18 protein-coding genes and 1 pseudogene are annotated in these 17,563 nt (G+C 62.0%); 8 read left to right on the top strand and 11 right to left on the bottom strand.

Annotated features, from left to right (window positions below):
* Window positions 1-140: 140 nt before the first annotated feature.
* The 5 genes and pseudogenes from NKJ20_RS01775 to NKJ20_RS01755 all read right to left on the bottom strand — a co-directional run bounded on the left by NKJ20_RS01775 (window position 141) and on the right by NKJ20_RS01755 (window position 3,322).
* Complete coding sequence (locus tag NKJ20_RS01775; RefSeq protein ID WP_352742222.1) at window positions 141-587, bottom strand: DUF488 domain-containing protein; 447 nt, start codon at window positions 585-587, stop codon at window positions 141-143.
* Window positions 588-591: 4 nt separating this feature from the next.
* Window positions 592-1,212 (bottom strand): DUF488 domain-containing protein, encoded by a 621-nt coding sequence (locus NKJ20_RS01770; RefSeq protein ID WP_352742220.1) that lies wholly within the window; start codon window positions 1,210-1,212, stop codon window positions 592-594.
* Window positions 1,213-1,290: 78 nt separating this feature from the next.
* A complete protein-coding gene (locus NKJ20_RS01765) occupies window positions 1,291-2,001 on the bottom strand; it encodes a dual OB domain-containing protein (RefSeq protein WP_352742218.1) in 711 nt (236 codons plus the stop codon).
* Between the two features lie 178 nt (window positions 2,002-2,179).
* A pseudogene (locus tag NKJ20_RS01760) lies at window positions 2,180-2,646 on the bottom strand (cation:proton antiporter domain-containing protein); the annotation flags it as partial.
* Between the two features lie 226 nt (window positions 2,647-2,872).
* Window positions 2,873-3,322, bottom strand: coding sequence for a baeRF12 domain-containing protein (locus tag NKJ20_RS01755; protein ID WP_352448343.1), 450 nt, complete (start codon window positions 3,320-3,322; stop codon window positions 2,873-2,875).
* A 441-nt stretch (window positions 3,323-3,763) separates the two neighbouring features.
* On the opposite strand from NKJ20_RS01755, the gene cysG reads away from it, so the two are divergent.
* From cysG to NKJ20_RS01725, 6 genes are all read left to right on the top strand, one after another.
* Complete coding sequence (gene cysG / locus NKJ20_RS01750; RefSeq protein ID WP_352742216.1) at window positions 3,764-5,215, top strand: siroheme synthase CysG; 1,452 nt, start codon at window positions 3,764-3,766, stop codon at window positions 5,213-5,215.
* Entirely contained in the window at window positions 5,212-5,514 is a 303-nt protein-coding gene (locus NKJ20_RS01745; RefSeq protein ID WP_352742214.1) for a DUF2849 domain-containing protein, read from the top strand. Before cysG ends, NKJ20_RS01745 begins: the two co-directional genes overlap by 4 nt.
* Before the next feature lie 49 nt (window positions 5,515-5,563).
* The gene (locus NKJ20_RS01740; RefSeq protein WP_023675244.1) at window positions 5,564-7,234 is read left to right on the top strand and encodes a nitrite/sulfite reductase; all 1,671 of its coding nucleotides are present in this window, start codon (window positions 5,564-5,566) and stop codon (window positions 7,232-7,234) included.
* Window positions 7,209-7,973 carry a phosphoadenylyl-sulfate reductase gene (locus NKJ20_RS01735; protein WP_352448339.1) on the top strand — a complete coding sequence of 255 codons (765 nt, stop codon included), beginning with the start codon at window positions 7,209-7,211 and terminating at the stop codon, window positions 7,971-7,973. The genes NKJ20_RS01740 and NKJ20_RS01735 overlap by 26 nt, the downstream gene beginning before the upstream one ends.
* Window positions 7,974-8,174: 201 nt before the next feature.
* Window positions 8,175-8,711: a DUF934 domain-containing protein gene (locus tag NKJ20_RS01730; RefSeq protein WP_352742213.1), complete on the top strand. Its 537-nt coding sequence runs from the start codon at window positions 8,175-8,177 to the stop codon at window positions 8,709-8,711.
* 137 nt (window positions 8,712-8,848) lie between these two features.
* Window positions 8,849-9,469 carry a DJ-1/PfpI family protein gene (locus NKJ20_RS01725; protein ID WP_352703057.1) on the top strand — a complete coding sequence of 207 codons (621 nt, stop codon included), beginning with the start codon at window positions 8,849-8,851 and terminating at the stop codon, window positions 9,467-9,469.
* 147 nt (window positions 9,470-9,616) lie between these two features.
* Here NKJ20_RS01725 and NKJ20_RS01720 read toward each other — a convergent pair whose 3' ends face one another.
* Entirely contained in the window at window positions 9,617-10,639 is a 1,023-nt protein-coding gene (locus tag NKJ20_RS01720; protein ID WP_352469420.1) for a fatty acid desaturase, read from the bottom strand.
* A gap of 127 nt (window positions 10,640-10,766) precedes the next feature.
* Window positions 10,767-10,967, bottom strand: a complete 201-nt coding sequence (locus NKJ20_RS01715) for a hypothetical protein (protein WP_502894801.1) — start codon at window positions 10,965-10,967, stop codon at window positions 10,767-10,769.
* A gap of 239 nt (window positions 10,968-11,206) precedes the next feature.
* On the opposite strand from NKJ20_RS01715, the gene grpE reads away from it, so the two are divergent.
* Window positions 11,207-11,842, top strand: coding sequence for a nucleotide exchange factor GrpE (grpE, locus tag NKJ20_RS01710; RefSeq protein ID WP_023675250.1), 636 nt, complete (start codon window positions 11,207-11,209; stop codon window positions 11,840-11,842).
* Window positions 11,843-11,965: 123 nt separating this feature from the next.
* Here the strand turns inward: grpE and NKJ20_RS01705 are convergent, their stop codons facing one another.
* Both NKJ20_RS01705 and NKJ20_RS01700 read right to left on the bottom strand, forming a co-directional pair.
* A complete protein-coding gene (locus NKJ20_RS01705) occupies window positions 11,966-12,745 on the bottom strand; it encodes a cupin domain-containing protein (RefSeq protein WP_352448336.1) in 780 nt (259 codons plus the stop codon).
* A 53-nt stretch (window positions 12,746-12,798) separates the two neighbouring features.
* Window positions 12,799-13,449, bottom strand: coding sequence for a TetR/AcrR family transcriptional regulator (locus tag NKJ20_RS01700; RefSeq protein WP_352448335.1), 651 nt, complete (start codon window positions 13,447-13,449; stop codon window positions 12,799-12,801).
* 75 nt (window positions 13,450-13,524) lie between these two features.
* Here NKJ20_RS01700 and NKJ20_RS01695 point away from each other — a divergent pair, with 75 nt between their 5' ends.
* Window positions 13,525-14,157 (top strand): trimeric intracellular cation channel family protein, encoded by a 633-nt coding sequence (locus NKJ20_RS01695; protein WP_352448334.1) that lies wholly within the window; start codon window positions 13,525-13,527, stop codon window positions 14,155-14,157.
* Between the two features lie 9 nt (window positions 14,158-14,166).
* On the opposite strand, the gene olsB is transcribed toward NKJ20_RS01695, so the two are convergent.
* A complete protein-coding gene (gene olsB, locus NKJ20_RS01690) occupies window positions 14,167-15,042 on the bottom strand; it encodes a l-ornithine N(alpha)-acyltransferase (protein WP_352742246.1) in 876 nt (291 codons plus the stop codon).
* 149 nt (window positions 15,043-15,191) lie between these two features.
* A complete protein-coding gene (locus NKJ20_RS01685) occupies window positions 15,192-17,480 on the bottom strand; it encodes a hybrid sensor histidine kinase/response regulator (RefSeq protein ID WP_352742209.1) in 2,289 nt (762 codons plus the stop codon).
* Window positions 17,481-17,563: the final 83 nt, after the last annotated feature.

Genomic DNA, 17,563 nt, shown 5'->3' with positions numbered 1-17,563 from the left:
CTTCAACAGCCGCAATCCTTCAAAACAGAAGCGTCATCCGCAAACCCACGCACCAAATGACGCGTCAGCGGCTTCGTTCAATCCCTCGCGATTCAAACTGAACGTCCGACGCTTCTAATCAAGGCGCTTCGACAGCGCCACTATAGATGGCGAACGGTTAGCGAGCCGCCCCATTTCTCATTCAAGTATTCGCAAACCAATCTGCGGTGGCAATGATGCGGAGTGGCCTCGGAGCACAGGAGACATGTCCCATGAAACAGGTCCGGCTTAAGGCGTTTTTCAATCTGTCTTTCTGATATGAGTTTCAGAAATAATCTCTCATATTCAGACCAATCACCCTTATCTTTCTTGTAGGCTTTGAGTATGTTGTCGGTTGGTGCCAGCATCGGTACATGAACATATTCGGCATGACAAACTTCTTTCAAAAAATATGAAAGATCATCTGCCTTCGCAAACCCAGAAAGCTGTGATGTATTATGAAGGCGTACGTCAATTACCTTCTTTATACCGGATTTTTTCAATCTTTCGAAGAAATTTTTCGCTGTCGATTTTGTAAAACCGATCGTCGAGACTTCTATATTATCCAATATATTACTCCGCAGCCAAGGATTTCCCTGAGACTAGCTTTGTATCAACATATGCAACCTTCATAGCCCTTTGCCTGTACGCGAACGCGAGTCGTTTGTGGCTCGGATCAAAAAGATCGTCATCTGTCGCTCCTGCGAGTTCCAGCAACTTGGATTCAATATCGGATTGGCCGATAATTTGTCCGTTGGAAAGGATGTGTCTGACGGCTAAGCCTCGGTCGTTCAATGCTCGGCCAACCAGCAAGCATCGGTGGCAATCAAGCGGATCATGCTCCGAGCACATCATCGCAATGCGATGCTTCTTTGCCCCTTCAGCTATGAGCGCTAATCCCCGTTCAAAGTTCGGCGCTTTTGCCATCTTCTCATAGTCAGCAACGCCTTCACAAAAGAATCCTGTATTTGTCGGTCTACCTCCGAGCGCTTCGCCCACGAACCTGTATTCTATCTGGTCCAGAGCCAACTCTTTTCTAAGAGAGTCACGATTAAAGTGAGGGAAATGGCGAGAGTACGGCGCAGACCTCACGTCGGCAACCGCCGTTACCGACGCTTGCCGCAATAGGTGAAGCAGCCGCTCATAAGTCAGTGTCGAATGCCCAATCGTAAGCACCTCTAGTTGGTCAGTCATCAGATCGCTTCTTTTTCAGATGCCTTCACATTACCGAATGGATTCAGCCGGTGCCGTTCCCGCACAGGCACCAGACTCTTACAGGAAATATAGGCCATTGACCTGTGAATAGCACGAGTTTGGCATCGCTGCGAAAGGCCGTGACAATCCAACCCGCACATGAATGCGCATGCTGGCCTGAGCATCGGCTTGCAAACCGGCTAAGCCTTGACCCTGCCAGCGGCTTTTGGCGGCGTCAGCAGGCACTGAAAGATCATACAGGTTGTTTCCAACGGTAATCCTAGATCGCAGCTGCGGCTTTGCAGGATCAAACGACTGGACATAAAACTGAATTTGGTTAGGTGCTATTTCAATCGCTCCTAGGGACCGCCCGTTGTAACCGATGGGTACGTGCGCCTTATTGGACGCGGCCCTTATCAAGCCGTTGTTAAAGGCGGCTTCGAGCGTCGGCGATATTCCTCCTGCTACGGCTTGAGCGGTTTGGGCCACCGTTTGTTGCCCCACCAACATAATTGGTTGTCCTGCGACTAAAATTCGGTCTTCCGTCGCATGTGGGAATTGAAAATTGGCAGCTGGCGCGTTTGCGTCAAACCTTACGATATTGCCTACCGCAAACGTTCTATTAGGTCCCGCATGTTGCCCGTCCCAAAACCTTGAAGGCTCATTCGCGGCGATAGCACCGGATGGTTCGGGTCGGATCATGCCGCCTCTGATCCGATCCCAGCCAGCGACGCAGTAGAGCGTACCATAGCGAGTTACATCAGTCACAATGATCTCATAAGTAGTCATTATCCCCTCCCGCGGAAAATACTACCTCTTCCTAACAGAGTTAAAGTCCATGAGGCTACGCTTCTTTGGTTCCCCTTCCTATTATCAACCGTTCTATTTTTTAGACGCGGGCCGTACAAGTCCGGCGTCACCAACCGGCTTTTTCACGATTTTTCCTTGGAAGATTTCTGCGCGCGCCTTCGACGATCAGCCAGCCGACGGCGATGCGGCCGCGCTCGGTCTCGATCAGCCGCCGCTCCTGGGCGCGCAACAGCACCACGGTCGAGGCCACGGAAAGCGCCAGGCCAAGACCAGTCCCGCACCGATCGACCATCCGAGCATCCAGGCAAGGCCGGCGCCGAGGGCTGTCGCGAAGCCGATCTGCACAATGGCGCCGGACACGGCGATGGCGCGGACCGACAACAGGTCCCTCAGCGAGAAATGCAGGCCGACGCCGAACATCAGCAGGATGACGCCGATCTCGGCAAGTTCATTGGCGAGGCCGGCATCGGCGACGAAACCCGGCGTGTTCGGTCCAACCAGAACGCCGGCGATGAGATAGCCTACCAGCGGCGGCACGCGAAAACGGTTGGCAAGTGCGCCGAAGACGAAAGCCAGCCCCAGACCGGCGACGATGGTGGCGATAAGGGGCGTGTCATGCGGCATTGTCTATGGAGCGCCTTCAGGAATCGCGATGTCGGACATGCGCCGTCCAAAAGCCGCCGCCGTGGCAGTATGGAGGCTGCGACAGTCGCGAGACAACCCCGCATTCCTCATGAAATCGATGACAAAGCAGCAAAAGACGGAGAGCCGGCAAGCGTTGCCACCCGGCGCGGCCTGCTCCAAGCAGGCGCTTGCTACGGAAACGAAAGTTGCGCGCCGCCGATGCCGATCAGGTCGCCTGCAGCAGGCTCTCGATATCGGGTATGCTGTGGTTGGTCAGCGTCTTTGGAATTTCGGCCGTTATCTTGTCGGTGACCTCCTTGTGCAGCTTCCTGCGCATGTCGCCCAGCACCGGCGGCGGCGCGATCAGCACGATCTCCTTGAAGCTGCCGCGATGCGCGAGCTTGTAGAGCCTGTCGGCAATCTCTTCGGCAAAACGCTCCTTGCCGAGACGGTGCCAGTCGGTGTCCTCGACCGCACTGCGGTGGACGGAAGGGCCGTCGCTGTAGCGGCCGGGGCGGTCCGTGCCTTGTTCTCGGGTTGCCGGATTTTCCTGCTCCATCTCGTGCACGACCTGAAGGTCGGGATATTGGACGTCTCCACGGTTCTCGAGGAACAGCGCCTTTTCGCCATCTGCCACCACGATCCACAGTCCGCGTTTCAGTCTGACGTTGCTCATGGGGCGCTCCTTTTTTGTTTTTTCGAACCCATCGCCGGGCCTTTGCCGCAGAGGTGTGACCGGGCCTGGGTCCATAGGGCAAACGCGTGCCGAGGCGGGAATGTTCCGGCACTCGGACCCGGTGCTCCGACAGGGGGTCGGCGAGAGCGCGGGGCTGCCGTCGATCGCTCGGTCAGCATCTGGCGGCTTAATCTACTAAATTGATAGAATTTAGAAAAATCTGTTTTGTGGTTAGCTCCTCCGGTCGCTAAAAAGGCAGCGGATCAAGGGCTGCAACAGCAGCTTCAATCTGCTCCGCATTTGAATGTGGAATATTTTTCTCTTGGCCTTCATGCTTGCAGAAAAGAGATTGCCTGCTACGAAGCGATGCGCGAGTGGGTGCCTTCTGGTTTTTCGCGCCCCCGCGTAGAACTGACAAACGGTTCCAGGATTCCGCTCGTCATGCCGCAAGCCACGCCCAAGCTCAATGCCTTTCCCGTCTTCATGCGGGTCAAGGGCGAAGCCATAGCCATCGTCGGCGGCGCAGAGGAAGCGCTGGCCAAGGCGCGGCTGCTCGCGCAGTCGAGCGCTGTGCTGCGCATCGTCAGCGATGAAACAAGCCCGGAGCTGCTGGCCTTTATCGCCGAGACGCGGGCCGCCCACATCGCCGACGCCTATGATGCAGCACATCTCAATGGCGCGGTGATGGTGTTTGCCGCCAGCGGCGACGAGGCCCTCGATCGCCGCGTTGCCGGGGATGCGCGCCGGCTGGGCATTCCGGTCAATGCCGTCGACCGGCCGGAGCTATGCGATTTCTTCACGCCGGCACTGGTCAACCGCGCGCCGGTCGCCATTGCCATCGGCACGGAAGGTGCCGGCCCGGTGCTGGCGCAGATGCTGCGTAGCCGCATCGACCGCATGCTGGCGCCCTCGCTCGGTCCGCTCGCGGCGCTCGCCGCGTCGTTTCGCGACACCGCCGAAAGACTGCTGCCGAAGGGCAATGCCCGCCGCCGCTTCTGGAGCGATTTCTTTGGCGGCGCGCCGGCCCGCGCTGTCGAGGCCGGCGAGCTTTCGCAGGCGCATGATGCGGCCGTCGGCCTGCTGCTTTCGAAAGAACCGGCATCGGGCCATATCGCGCTTGTAGGCGCCGGTCCAGGCGCCGAGGACCTTTTGACGCTGCGCGCCCATCGCCTGCTGATGGAAGCCGACGTGATCGTCCATGACGCGCTGGTGCCGGAGGCGATCGTCGCCATGGGCCGCCGCGATGCCGAGCGCCTGCCGGTCGGCAAGCGCAAGGGCTGCCATTCCAAGAGCCAGGCCGAGATCAATGCGCTGCTGGTCGAGCTTGGCCACGCCGGCAAGCGTGTCGTGCGGCTGAAGTCCGGCGACCCGCTGGTGTTCGGCCGGGCCGGCGAGGAGATGGCGGCACTTCGCGATGCCGGCGTCGCCTACGAAGTGGTTCCGGGCGTCACCGCGGCCTTCGCGGCCGCCGCCGATTTCGAACTGCCGCTGACGCTGCGCGGCGTGTCGTCGTCCATGGTGTTCACCACCGGCCACGACCTCAAGGGAAATTCGCTGCCAGACTGGGCAAAGCTCGCCATTTCCGGCGCGACGGTCGCCGTCTATATGGGGCGCTCGGTCGCCGCCGAGGTCGCCGGCCGGCTGATCGAAGCCGGCCTGTCGCCGGATACGGCCGTCGCCGTGGTCGAGAATGCCAGCCTTGCCAACCGCCGCCGCTTCCACGGCACGCTCGCCGACCTGCCGTCGCTGGAGGCGCGTGCCGACCTCAGCGGCCCGGTGATGACCATCATTGGCGACGCCGTCGCCGGCGCCAACTTCGAACGGTCCGAGCCGCTGGCGGCACACAGGCAGGAAAGCATGGCCCGTGCTGCCGCGCAAGGAGTGAACCAATGAAGGTCCTGACCGCGAACCGCCTCGCCGACGGCATAGCCGTCTGGTACGCCAATGGCGGCTGGGCCGAGACCATCGACCATGCCGACATCGCCCATGACAAGGCGGCCGAGGACCGGCTGGAGGCGATCGGCGCCAAGGCCTCCGCCAACAACGAAGTGGTCGACGTCAACCTGATAGACGTGACCGTGGCCAACGGCATGGTCGAAGCGGTCCGGCTGCGTGAAAAGATTCGTGCCGCCGGCCCGACCACCCGCAACGACCTGGGCAAGCAGGCCCGTCCGCAAGCCCGCGCGGCGTAAACGACCACACACTGATGAAACGGGCGGACGCGCCCGGAAAGACCTGAATATGTACCGTTACGATGAGTTCGACCACGATTTCGTCAAGGCCCGCGTCGCCGAGTTCAGCGATCAGGTCGCGCGGCGGCTTGCCGGCGAGATCACCGAGGACCAGTTCCGGCCGCTGCGGCTGATGAACGGCGTCTATCTGCAGCTGCATGCCTATATGCTGCGCATCGCGGTGCCCTACGGCACGCTAAACAGCAAGCAGCTGCGCATGCTTGGCCACATCGCCCGCAAATACGACAAAGGTTATGGGCATTTCACGACGCGCCAGAACATCCAGTTCAACTGGCCGGCGCTGTCGGACATCCCGGCGATCCTGGCGGATCTGGCAAGCGTCGAGATGCACGCCATCCAGACCAGCGGCAATTGCATCCGCAATGTCACCGCCGACCACTTCGCCGGCGCCGCCGCTGACGAGGTTGCCGATCCGCGCCCCTATGCCGAAATCCTGCGTCAATGGTCGTCGGTGCATCCGGAATTCTCGTTCCTGCCGCGAAAATTCAAGATCGCGGTGACCGGCGCCGAGCGCGACCGCGCCGCCATCCAGACGCACGACATCGGCCTGCATCTGAAGAAGAACGCTGCCGGCGAGCTCGGTTTCGCCGTCTATGTCGGCGGCGGTCAGGGCCGCACGCCGATGGTCGCCAAGAAGATCCGCGATTTCCTGCCCGAAGCGGATCTGTTGTCCTACTGCACGGCGATCCTGCGCGTTTACAACCTCTACGGCCGTCGTGACAACAAGTTCAAGGCGCGCATCAAGATCCTGGTCCATGAGACCGGCGTCGAGGAGATCACCCGCCAGGTCGAGGCCGAATGGCAGGAGTTGAAGGACGCCGAGCTGAGGCTGCCGGAAGAAGACATCCGCGCCATCGATGCCTATTTCGCGCCGCCGGCGCTTGTCGACCGGCCGGAAGGCGACGAGGCGGTCAAGCTTGCCCGCCTCGACTCGAAGAGCTTTTCCGAATGGCTGGACCAGAATGTGGTCACCCATCGCCATCCCGACTACGCGGCGGTGACCATCTCGCTCAAGGGCATCGGCGAGACGCCGGGCGATGCCTCCGACAGCCAGATGGAAGCGGTCGCCGACATTGCCGAAAAATATTCATTCGACGAGCTGCGCGTCAGTCACGAGCAGAACCTGATCCTGCCGCATGTGGCGCGGGCCGACCTCAAGGCGGTCTATGACGCGCTTGTCGATATCGGGCTGGCGACGGCCAATTCCAACCTGATCAGCGACATCATCTCCTGCCCCGGCCTTGACTATTGCGCGCTGGCAACGGCGCGTTCCATCCCCGTGGCGCAGGAAATCTCGCGGCGCTTTGCTTCGCTGGAGCGCCAGCGCGAGATCGGCGAATTGAAGCTGAAGATTTCCGGCTGCATCAATGCCTGCGGCCATCACCATGTCGGCCATATAGGCATCCTCGGCGTCGAGAAGAAAGGCGCCGAGCTCTACCAGGTGACGCTCGGCGGCTCGGCCGACGAGAACACCTCGGTCGGCGAGATCATCGGCCGCGGCTTCAGTTCAGAAGAGATCACCGACGCCATCGAGCAGATCGTCGAGACCTATCTCGGGCTTCGGCTGGACAGAAACGAAAGATTCATCGACGCCTACCGCCGAGTCGGTCCCGCGCCGTTCAAGGAGGCGCTCTATGCTGGCGAAGCCAAGGCCGCTTGACCGGATCGTCGATGTCGAGGCCGGCATTGCCGCCCAAGCGGCGGGTCTCGACGCGCTCTACGGCCATCTGAAGCCGCTGGAGATCATCGAGCGGTCGACCCGGGAGTTCTTTCACGGCGAAATCGCCGCCGTCTCGTCCTTCGGCGCGGATTCGGCGGTGCTGCTGCACATGATCGCCGAGATCGACCGCACGCTGCCGGTGATCTTTCTCGACACCGGCAAGCATTTCGAGGAGACGCTCGGCTATCGTGACGCGCTGGCCGCCGATTTCGGGCTGAGCGATATCCGGGTGATCAGGCCCGACGATGCGGCGCTGGCAAGGATCGACCCGACCGGCAATCTGAACGAGACCGACACCGACGCCTGCTGCGACGTCCGCAAGGTCGAGCCGCTGGCGCGCGGCGTCGAGCCGTTCCGCGCCTGGTTCACCGGCCGCAAGCGCTTCCAGGCAGCGACCCGGGCAGCGCTGCCGGTGTTCGAGGCGGTCGGCTCGCGCATCCGCATCAATCCGCTGGCGCACTGGACGACATCGGACCAGGCCGGCTACATGCGCGCACATGCGCTGCGTGAAAACCCGCTGGTCGCCTATGGCTATCTGTCGATCGGCTGCTTCCCATGCACGCAGCCGGTGCAGCCGGGCGACGACGCGCGCAGCGGCCGCTGGGCCGGGCACGCCAAGACCGAATGCGGCATCCACTTGTCGGGGCTGGAAAGGTCGCTGACCGACGCCTCGCTTTAGGATATGTTGATATTCAGCCGGCCTGCAAACGGCGGCTTCCGGTGCTCACGTACCCAACAGTACGCTCCGCTCCGGTTGTCGGAAGCCACCCAGTTTGGTCGCTTCGCGCCCGCCGTCGGCTTCGGCTCGGCCTGACCTGAATCTCGACACACCCTGGGGTGTTTTGAATTTGAGAATATTGTGGACTTGGGAATTTTCTTGATGAGCGACTTGATAGCCGAAAACGCCATGAGGCTGTGGACACCGGATGGGTTCCGCGAGGACGAGTGGGTTCATGCCGAAAGTGCCGAGGCGCTGGTCGGCAATGGCCGTTTCATCCTGCCGTTGCAGGCGTTTCTCGGCCTCGATCCGGAGGTGCGGCGGTCGGCGAAGGAGCGCATCGGTGTGCTGCTGCAGCCCGGCGATCAGCTCGAAAAGATCGCAGGCCTGCTCGATCAGCTGTCGCTGGTGGCGCTGGCGTTTCCGGCGTTCAATGACGGCCGCTCGTTCTCCAAGGGCGAATTGCTGCGCAGCCGTTATCATTTTGCAGGCGCTATGCGCGCCACCGGGCAGGTGCTGATCGATCAGCTGCCGCATATGCTGCGCCTCGGCTTCGATGAATTCGAGATATCACACCCGGTGCTGCTGAAGCGGCTCGAGCAAGGCCGCACAGGCGGACTGCCGCTGTTCTATCAGCCGGCGGTGAAGCCGGAGGCCAAAGGCCCGAAATATTCCTGGCGGCGGGTGCGCGCCGGCTGATCCGCTCCAGGGGACCAGAAGCCCTATCTGGTCGGACCACATTCCCGATTCAGCCTTTTATTTTGCGCCTCTCCGCCTTAGGATAGGCCCATTATTTCGCGATCCGAATAAATGTGGCCACAAGGGAGGAACCGGGTATGGCTGGCAAGAAGATATTGATGCTCGTTGGCGAGTTCAGCGAGGAGTACGAGATTTTCGTCTTTGAACAGGCCATGCATGCGGTGGGCCACACCGTCCATGTCGTTTGCCCCGACAAGAAGGCCGGCGATATCCTGAAGACCTCGCTGCACGACTTCGAGGGCCACCAGACCTATACGGAAAAGCTCGGCCACGACTACATCCTCAACAAGACGTTTTCTGAGGTCAATCCGGCCGACTACGATGCCGTCTACGCGGCGGGCGGGCGCGGGCCGGAATATATCCGCATCGACAAGCGCGTGCAGGCGCTGGTGCGGCATTTCCATGAGACGGGAAAACCGATCTTCACCATCTGCCACGGCGTGCAGATCCTGATCGCGGTCGACGGCGTGGTGCGCGGCCGCGAAGTCGCGGCGCTGCAATATTGCGAGCCGGAAGTCACGCTGGCCGGCGGCATCTATATCGATGTTACGCCGACCGGCGCCCATGTCGACGGCAATCTGGTGTCGGCCAAGGGCTGGCCGGGCCTTGCCGCGTTCATGCGCGAATGCCTGAAAGTGCTGGGCACCGAGATCCGCCAAGGCGAGATCCTGATGCGCGACCAGCGCCAGGCGGCTTAAGTTCGGAATGTGGAGCCCGCCGCACCCCTAACGCATGTCGCGCAAAAGTGTTCAGCGGTTTTGCGATAACGGCATGCATAAACAAGAACCTAAAGCGCGTCGCATGAGGCCGGTCGAGCGCGACGCGCTTTAGGTGCGGCGGTGCGTCTACACGGCCATCCGCGCTTCGCGGAACGATACCAGCTTGCTGCGGCTCTCGTCCCACAGCGCCAGCTTGACGCAGCGCAGGCTGTCGAGGAGTGTGACGCGGCCGATCTCACGCAGCTCCGGATAGTCCCTCAGCACTTCCGGAAGCCGGTAGCATGGCACCTTGGCCGAGAGGTGGTGCACGTGGTGGACGCCGATATTGCCGGTGATCCAGTTCAGCACCGGCGGCAGGTCGTAATAGGACGAACCGTGCAGGGCAGCGTGCTGGAATTCCCACTCGGAGTCCTTTGTCCACTCCGTCTCTTCGAACTGATGCTGGACATAAAACAGCCAGATGCCGGCCGATCCGGCGAGGATGACGATCGGCAAATGCACGACCAGAAACGCGCCGGGGCCAACGAACCAGATGAGCAGCGCGGCGATGACCGCGATGGCGAGGTTGGTCGACATCGACGACACCCAGGGGGTGAAACCGCCCCGCATCATGCCCAAGGGCAGTCTCTGCTCGAAAATGAAGATCCATATCGGGCCAAGGCCGAACATCACCAGCGGATGGCGATAAAGGCGATAGGCGAGCCGGCCTCGCCATGACAGTTGCCGATATTCAGCGACGGTCAGTGTCTTGATGTCGCCGGTGCCGCGCTCGTCGAGGTTGCCTGCGCTGGCGTGATGGGTTGCGTGGGCGCGGCGCCAGCAATCGTAGGGCGTCAGCGTCAGCACGCCAAGGACGCGGCCGATCCAGTCGTCGGCATAGCGATTGGCAAAAAAGGAGCCGTGGCCGCAATCGTGCTGGATCATGAAGATCCGCACCAGAAAGCCGGCGGCCGGAAGGATGAGGACCAGACCCCACCAATGGCCATAGGCATAAGCGGCCGAGGACAATGCCCACAGCGTGGCGAAAGGAATGAGGGTGATGGCGAGTTCGACGGCGCTGCGACGCCTGTCGGGCTTTTTATAGCGCGACAGGATTTTCAACCAGGCGCGCTTGCTGTTTGCCACAGCTTCGGGGGAAATCATGTTCATTATGAAACATAGGCGGAGCAGGGCGCTGCCGCAAGGCGGCGATCACGCAAAGTTACTGCGGGTAAATGTCGCGCGATGGCGAGGAATTGGTGGCCGCAGTCGCCGGGCGCGTCGCCGGCAACGGCGCCTACCGACGGCGCCCGCCTGCGACCACCTTGGCTTCGACGCCGTCCAGGCGGTCGAGCAATTCCTTCAGACGGTCGGGAATATCGGACTCCGTGCGGAAGGCCGGCAAGGTGCGCAGAAAGCGCTTGGTCGCCTCGGTGCCGAGCTGGCGCCGGATATCGCCGGCGAGCCCGTCGCGTTTTTCGCCATTCCTGCGGGGCATCATCCAAAATCCTGTGTCGGCTTCGAAACTCTTCCAAGGGAGGAATGGTTCCCGCATTGTAGTGTCCCGGCAAGCAAAGCCGTCGGGTACGGTAAAGTTTGAATTAAAATCGAGAGGTCTGCGCCGTCCGCCATCAAGCGGCGACAGCGGCTGCAGTATCGCTTGCCCCTTGATTTTTGGCCGCTAAACCTCGATATCGGGCGCAAATCCACACCATTCGAAAATGACGGGAAACGGCGATGAGCGACCAGGCAAAAGACGAACGCGCGCCCGATGAAGCCGAGAAGACCGAGGCTGCCGCGGAGCCAAGGGAAGGTGGCGTCGACGGCGACTATGAAGCGCTTGTCCGGCTTCTGAAGGAAAACGAAGAGCTGAAGGATCGCGCACTGCGCGTCGCGGCCGACATGGAGAATTTGCGCCGCCGCACTGCCCGCGACGTCCACGACGCGCGCGCCTATGCGGTTGCCAATTTTGCCCGCGACATGCTTTCGGTGTCGGACAATCTGCGCCGTGCGCTGGATGCCATCCCGGAGGAGGCCAAGGCTTCGGGCGATGCCGGCTTCAAGGCGCTGATCGACGGCGTCGAGATCACCGAGCGCGCCATGCTGTCGGCGCTGGAGCGGCACGGCGTGAAGAAGCTCGAGCCCGAGGGCGAGAAATTCGATCCGAATTTCCACCAGGCCATGTTCGAGGTGCCCAATCCCGACGTACCGGCAAATACGGTCGTGCAGGTCGTGCAGCCCGGCTATTCGATCGGCGAGCGTGTTCTGCGGCCGGCCATGGTCGGCGTCGCCAAGGGCGGCCCCAAGCATGTGGCAAGCGAAGCGCCGGTGGAGCCGGGGCCGGTCAACGAGCAGGCTGAGAAGGATGCGTGAACTGGGAATAGTGCACCGTTCGGCAGCAACCGCCACCAAAGCGTGAGGGATGATCGACCGCCCCCCAACCTGTCCGAGTTCAGGGGGCGATCAAACAGGTCGCCGTGCAGGGCTTTCCTGCCCTCAGCCCAGCAGTTCACACCCATAGTGGCGGACCACGTCGGGGAATGTCTTCATGTCCGGCATTCCTTCGCCGTCCGGAGGGATGCGCCTGTCTCCGGCAGGCACACTGGTCGCTTCTAAAAGCTCCTCGAACCCACCGGGCGTGAAGAGGAACAGCATCCGGGCCGGCCCACGCTTGACCGTATAGCGGTGCGGCACATCGCGTGGCCCAAAGAGAAACGAACCGGGTCCAGCCATAATCGCCTTACCGCCGATCTCGAACTCGATCTCGCCTTCCATCACCAGGAATGACTCGTCCTCGCGATGATGGACGTGCAGCGGCGCCTCACCTTCGCTCTCGAGGACTTCAACCAGCGTGAACTGGCCCGCCGTCTGGGCTGCTGTCGCCTTGATCACCGCCAGCGAGCCAAGCCACCAGCGCGCCTCTCCATCCAAGGCGTGACTGCAAAAGGCGTGGGGAATGCTCCTGCCAGCTCCGCCGCTAGCCACAGCCGCCACAGAATGGTAGCCGACCTTGATCGAGGCGGAATTCACCATCGAGCAATAGTTTTTGATGCCGGGCAGGGTGGACCAGACCTCGCCAGCCGACTTGGCGCTGTCAATGTCCGCCCATTCGAGTATCTCCGTCCAGCCTCCCTCGGATTTAAGGAGGCGACGATTGATGAAACCCTTGAGCTTCCGCACCTCGTCATTCACTTCATCTCTGGTCTGCAGGAACATCTGCTCGGTGAATCCGGGCTTCAATGCAAATTCGGTGATTTCAACGACATTCGTGTCCATGACTTCCTCCCTTTGCTACCTGACCTTTGTTTCGCCTCCCGCATTCTGTTCGCTCAAGACGTGCTCGTTCGGCCTTGGCCTTTGAGCCAGCAGAGCGCCATTTCTGTTGCCGTTTCGACTGCGAGGTCCACCGTCATGCCGCGTATCCGCATCGCGTTGAACGTCGGAAAGTCGAATAGAAAGCTGATTGCCTGCACGACATCATCGCCGGGACCGTCGTTGGCCAGGGCCTCGCGCACGAATCCGGCCACCATGTGTCGCAGGTATTCCTCCCATTCCCGCATGGCTGGAAGCTCGCGCTCGCGCAGGTCGCTTTCGAGATGCCGTCCGCCACGGTGGTAGAAGGCGAACAGCTCGTTGGCGACCCGGCGCAACCGTTCTTTAGGGTGCGTCGCCCCGCCGATTATCTCAGTCACCGATTCGGGCGACGGAGGACGCAGACGCTCCATCAGCACTTCGCCGCACGCCGGCACCAGGTCATCCAGAGTAGGAAAATGCTTGTAGACGGTGCCAACGGCGACATCGGCTTCCGTAGCGATGTCCTTCCAAGTCGTGCCAAAGATGCCGTTCTGGGTGTGCAGCTTGATTGTCGCGTCGAGAATGCGCTGCCTCGTCTTGGCGAAGGCGGCAGTCCGGGAACCCATGCTGTAGCGGCGAGGGGACATAGACGTCCACTTAAATAATTGAATGAACAATTCAATCATTTAATTTATCTGGAATCAATCCAGATTCGCAGGAGCCACTCGCTATTCCCCACTCGCTATTTCATTATTCACCCCATGAACCCGATCGAGCTTCTCGACTATGCCGGCGTCGCCGTCTTCGCGGCGACCGGTGCGCTGGCCGCCTCGCGCAAACAGCTCGACATTATCGGTTACCTGTTTCTGGCTAGCGTTGCCGGCATCGGGGGCGGAACGTTTCGCGACGTCATCCTCAACGTGCCCGTGTTCTGGGTGGGAAACCGCGACTATGTGCTAATCTGTGCAGCGGTGGCGGTCGTCGTCTTCTTCAGCGCACATCGTTTGGAGTCCCGCTACAAATTGCTGCTCTGGCTCGACGCCATAGGTCTTGCCGCATTTTCGGTGATGGGCGCGGCCAAGGGGCTGACGATCACCGGGTCACCTGCAGTTTCGATCGTCACCGGCATGCTCACCGCAACCCTTGGCGGCATTCTGCGCGATCTATTGACAGGCGAGCCTTCGGTGCTCCTGCGACCGGAGATCTACGTTACCGCAGCGCTTGCCGGCGCCGGCCTCTACACACTTGGCGATTTCGCCGGACTGCCGCCGCTTGCGTCGGGCCTGGCAGGTTTCATGGCGGCTTTCTGCGTACGCGGCGGCGCGCTGAAATTCGGCTGGGCCTTTCCGTCCTACAAAAGCAAGCCTGGCCGGCGTCCGGAAGATATTCCCTGATTTAAGGTGTCAGGCCGCAAACCGCTGCGCTTCTCCGCCATAATAATTGACGTAGCGGGCGCCGATCTCCTTGACCGGCATCACCACGAACACGTCGACCGTCGAGAATTCACGGTCGATGACGCAGCCGTCGCCGATGCGCGCGCCGACGCGCAGATAGCCCTTGACCAGCGGCGGCATCGCGGCGATCGCCGCCTTGGTATTGACGGCCTCGATCGGCATCAGATCCATGGAACAATAGCGCCCGGCGACGGCGCGCACGTCCCAGGATGAATTCGTCCGGCAGTGGTGGGCAAGATAGGTCAGCGCCTCCGCATGTGCCGCCGGCACGGTGCCGTGGAACGACGCGCAGCCGGTCATCACGCCGATGCCGTAATGGTTGATGTAGGCCCAGATGCCTTGCCACAGCGCCTCGATGGTGCGCTTCGAGCGGTATTCCGGCAGAACGCAGGAGCGGCCGAGCTCGAGGAAGCGCTGGCCGGGATGCCGCGCGATCAGCTTGGTCAGCTCGAATTCACCTTCGGAATAGAAGCCGCCGGCGGCCGCGGCAATCTCCTGCCGCAGCAGGCGGTAGGTGCCGACGATGCGGCGATGCTCGGGGCCGGAAAGCGAAGTATCGAAGACCAGCAGATGATCGCAGAGGGGATCGAAGCGATCGGTATCGCGGCGGTCCTGCATCTGGAACAGGTCCTTCCTGGCACCAAGCTCGTCGTAGAACACCCGGTAGCGCACTTCCTGCGCGGCAGCGATCTCGGCCTCGTTGCGGGCGAGCCGCACTTCGAGATTGCCGATGCGGCCGAGCGATGCGCCTTTTATGACGGCATCGGCGTTCCGGCCGACGAGCAAAGGCCCGCTGGCGTTCGGCCGAGCATCACATTCCGGCATGACTGTATGCACGAGTGATTCTCCTTCGAGCCATCCCTCTTGGCACGGGGATACGGTGTAGGTGCAACAGGATTGTGACAGTACCGTGATACGCCTCTGCGGGCAATACTTCGTCGGCTGGGTAATCTATCAACCGTCTATGTTGTGCCTCAGGCGGCCGCTTGCCCTTCGACCGCATGAACCAGGGCATCGGGGTCGAGCGGCTTGGTGACGAAGCCGCTGGCACCGTGAGCGAGCACGGCGTGGCGGGTCTTTTCCTGGCTGTCGGCCGACAGCACCATGATCGGCACCGGCGGCACCGCGGTCTCCTCCTCATGGCGGCGGATGGCGGCGATGGCGTCCAGACCGTCCATGACAGGCATGTGCAAGTCCATCAGCACCACGTCGTAGCGGTGCTTGTGGCCGGTGCTGATGACCGCCTCGACCGCGGCCTTGCCGTTGCCGACCACTTTCACGCGATGCCCGGCCTTCAGCAGCGTGGCGCGGGCCAGCATGGCGTTGATGTCGTTGTCCTCGGCGATCAGCACCGACAGGCCCTGCTGGCGGGCGCCAATGGCGTGCCCCGCCTGCGCGCCGCGCCTTTGCAGTTGCGGCTCGGCGATGACCGGTGCATGGCTGGTCAAAAGCACGCGCAGCAGTGTCTCGCCGCGCACCGGCCTCGCCAGGAAGGTGGCGTAACCGTTGGCACGGAACTCGCCAAGCATGCCGCGGTCGGTCGGCGCGATCAGCGTCACTGCCTCGCAATCGGCAAATCCGCTCTGGCGCAGGCGCCTGAGCAGCCTGCCGTCGCTTTGCTCCATGGCAGCATCGATCAGAAGCACGTCACAGCCCTCGGCGAAAGCGGTGGCCTGGGCGGCGGCGGTGGCCAGATCGACCGTGCCGCCATTGGCGCGAATGGTGCGGGCGAGGGCTTCGGCCTCGACCAGGTTCTTCGACACGATCACCGCATGCCGGCCCGACAGCGCGTCCTGGCGGATCTGCGGCGCCTCGACGGCGGAAATAGCGGGAATATCGAAGACGAATTCGGACCCCTGGCCAAGCCGGCTCGACACCGAGATAGCGCCGCCCATGGCGGTCACCAGGCGCTTGGAAATGGCGAGACCGAGGCCGGCACCGCCATGCGCACGGGTCGAGGTGCCGTCAGCCTGTTCGAAGTCCTCGAATATGCGCTCCATGTCCTCCTCGCGCAGGCCGGGGCCGGTGTCGGTGATGGTGAAGCGGATGCGGTCGGTGGTTTCGGTGCGGACGCGAGCGATGCTTGCCAGGACGCCGCCGCTGTCGGTGAACTTGACGGCGTTGCCGATGAGATTGAGCAGCACCTGCCTGACCCTGCCGGGGTCGGCGGTGATCAGCTGCGGCACGTCGGGTTCGACATGACAGCCGAGGCCGATATCCTTGGCAAAAGCCCGCGCCGCCAAAAGCTCGATGACATTGTCGGCGATCTCGCGCACCGACATTGGCTGCGGTTCGGGATCGAAGCGGCCGGCCTCGATCTTGGAGTAGTCGAGCAGGTCCTCGATCAGCGCCAGCAGCGCGCTGGCCGAGGTCGAGATGGCGCCGACATAGGTCCGCTGCTCGGGCGAAAGGCTGGTGTCGGCGAGAAGCCGGGCCATGCCCATGATGCCGTTCATCGGCGTGCGGATCTCGTGGCTGACGGTGGCGAGGAAGCGCGATTTGGCCTGGCTCGCATATTCGGCCCGCTCGCGGGCGGTGATCAGCGAGGATTCGGCGCGCTTGCGAGCGGTGATGTCGCGGGCGATGGCGCGATGCGAAACGGCGCCGCTGTCCTTGTCGCGCACCGACAGCTCGATCCAAGAGAACCAGCGTGGGCCGTCCGGCGTGCGAATGGCGACGTCGGTGGAACTCAGGCATTCATGGTCGGAAAACGCGGCGTCGGGGACGATGCCGACATCGATGCCTAGTTCGGCCAGGGTCTTGCCGGCAAGGTCGCGCTGGTCGGTTTCGACAAGGTCGGCGAAAACCTTGTTGGCGTAGACAATGTGGCCGTCGCGGTCACGATGGACGACGAGATCGCCGAGTGCATCGATCAGCCCGCGAAAGCGCTCCTCGCTCTCCTGCATCTCCCACATGCGGTCGGCCAGCGTCTCGATTTCGGCGCGGCTGCGGGCGGTCGTGGCATCGAGCAGGGCCACCGCGCGGCGCTCGGTGCGCCTGTTGCGCAGATGCATGGCGAGCCCGGCGATGGCTGTCGCCAAAAGGCCGATGGTGATGAAGATCGGCGCCCCGGTCAGATGCGAAAAGCCTGCCAGCACGACGATGGCGACGAGCGTCAGGAAGGGCAGGCCTTCGCGGTTGGAGGCCGGCAGTTCCGGCGCCAGCGGTGGCGCGGCGACAAGCTGCCGTCCTGGCGCCGCGGGGGCCGTCCCATCGGCCCGTTCGGCTGGTTCCGCCTCTCTGAAGCCGGGTTCCGCAATCATACGGAAATCCTGCCAGACAGAGCTTATCGAAGGTTGTGGTTGATCGCTCGAATTTTAGCGGTCGCGCTCTTTTTGTCCCTTGG

Origin of the sequence: Mesorhizobium sp. M0185 (genome assembly GCF_040322175.1) — a bacterium.
Classification (GTDB): domain Bacteria; phylum Pseudomonadota; class Alphaproteobacteria; order Rhizobiales; family Rhizobiaceae; genus Mesorhizobium.
Note: the sequence above shows the minus strand (reverse complement) of the source record. Positions and strands in the feature narration are given on the sequence as shown.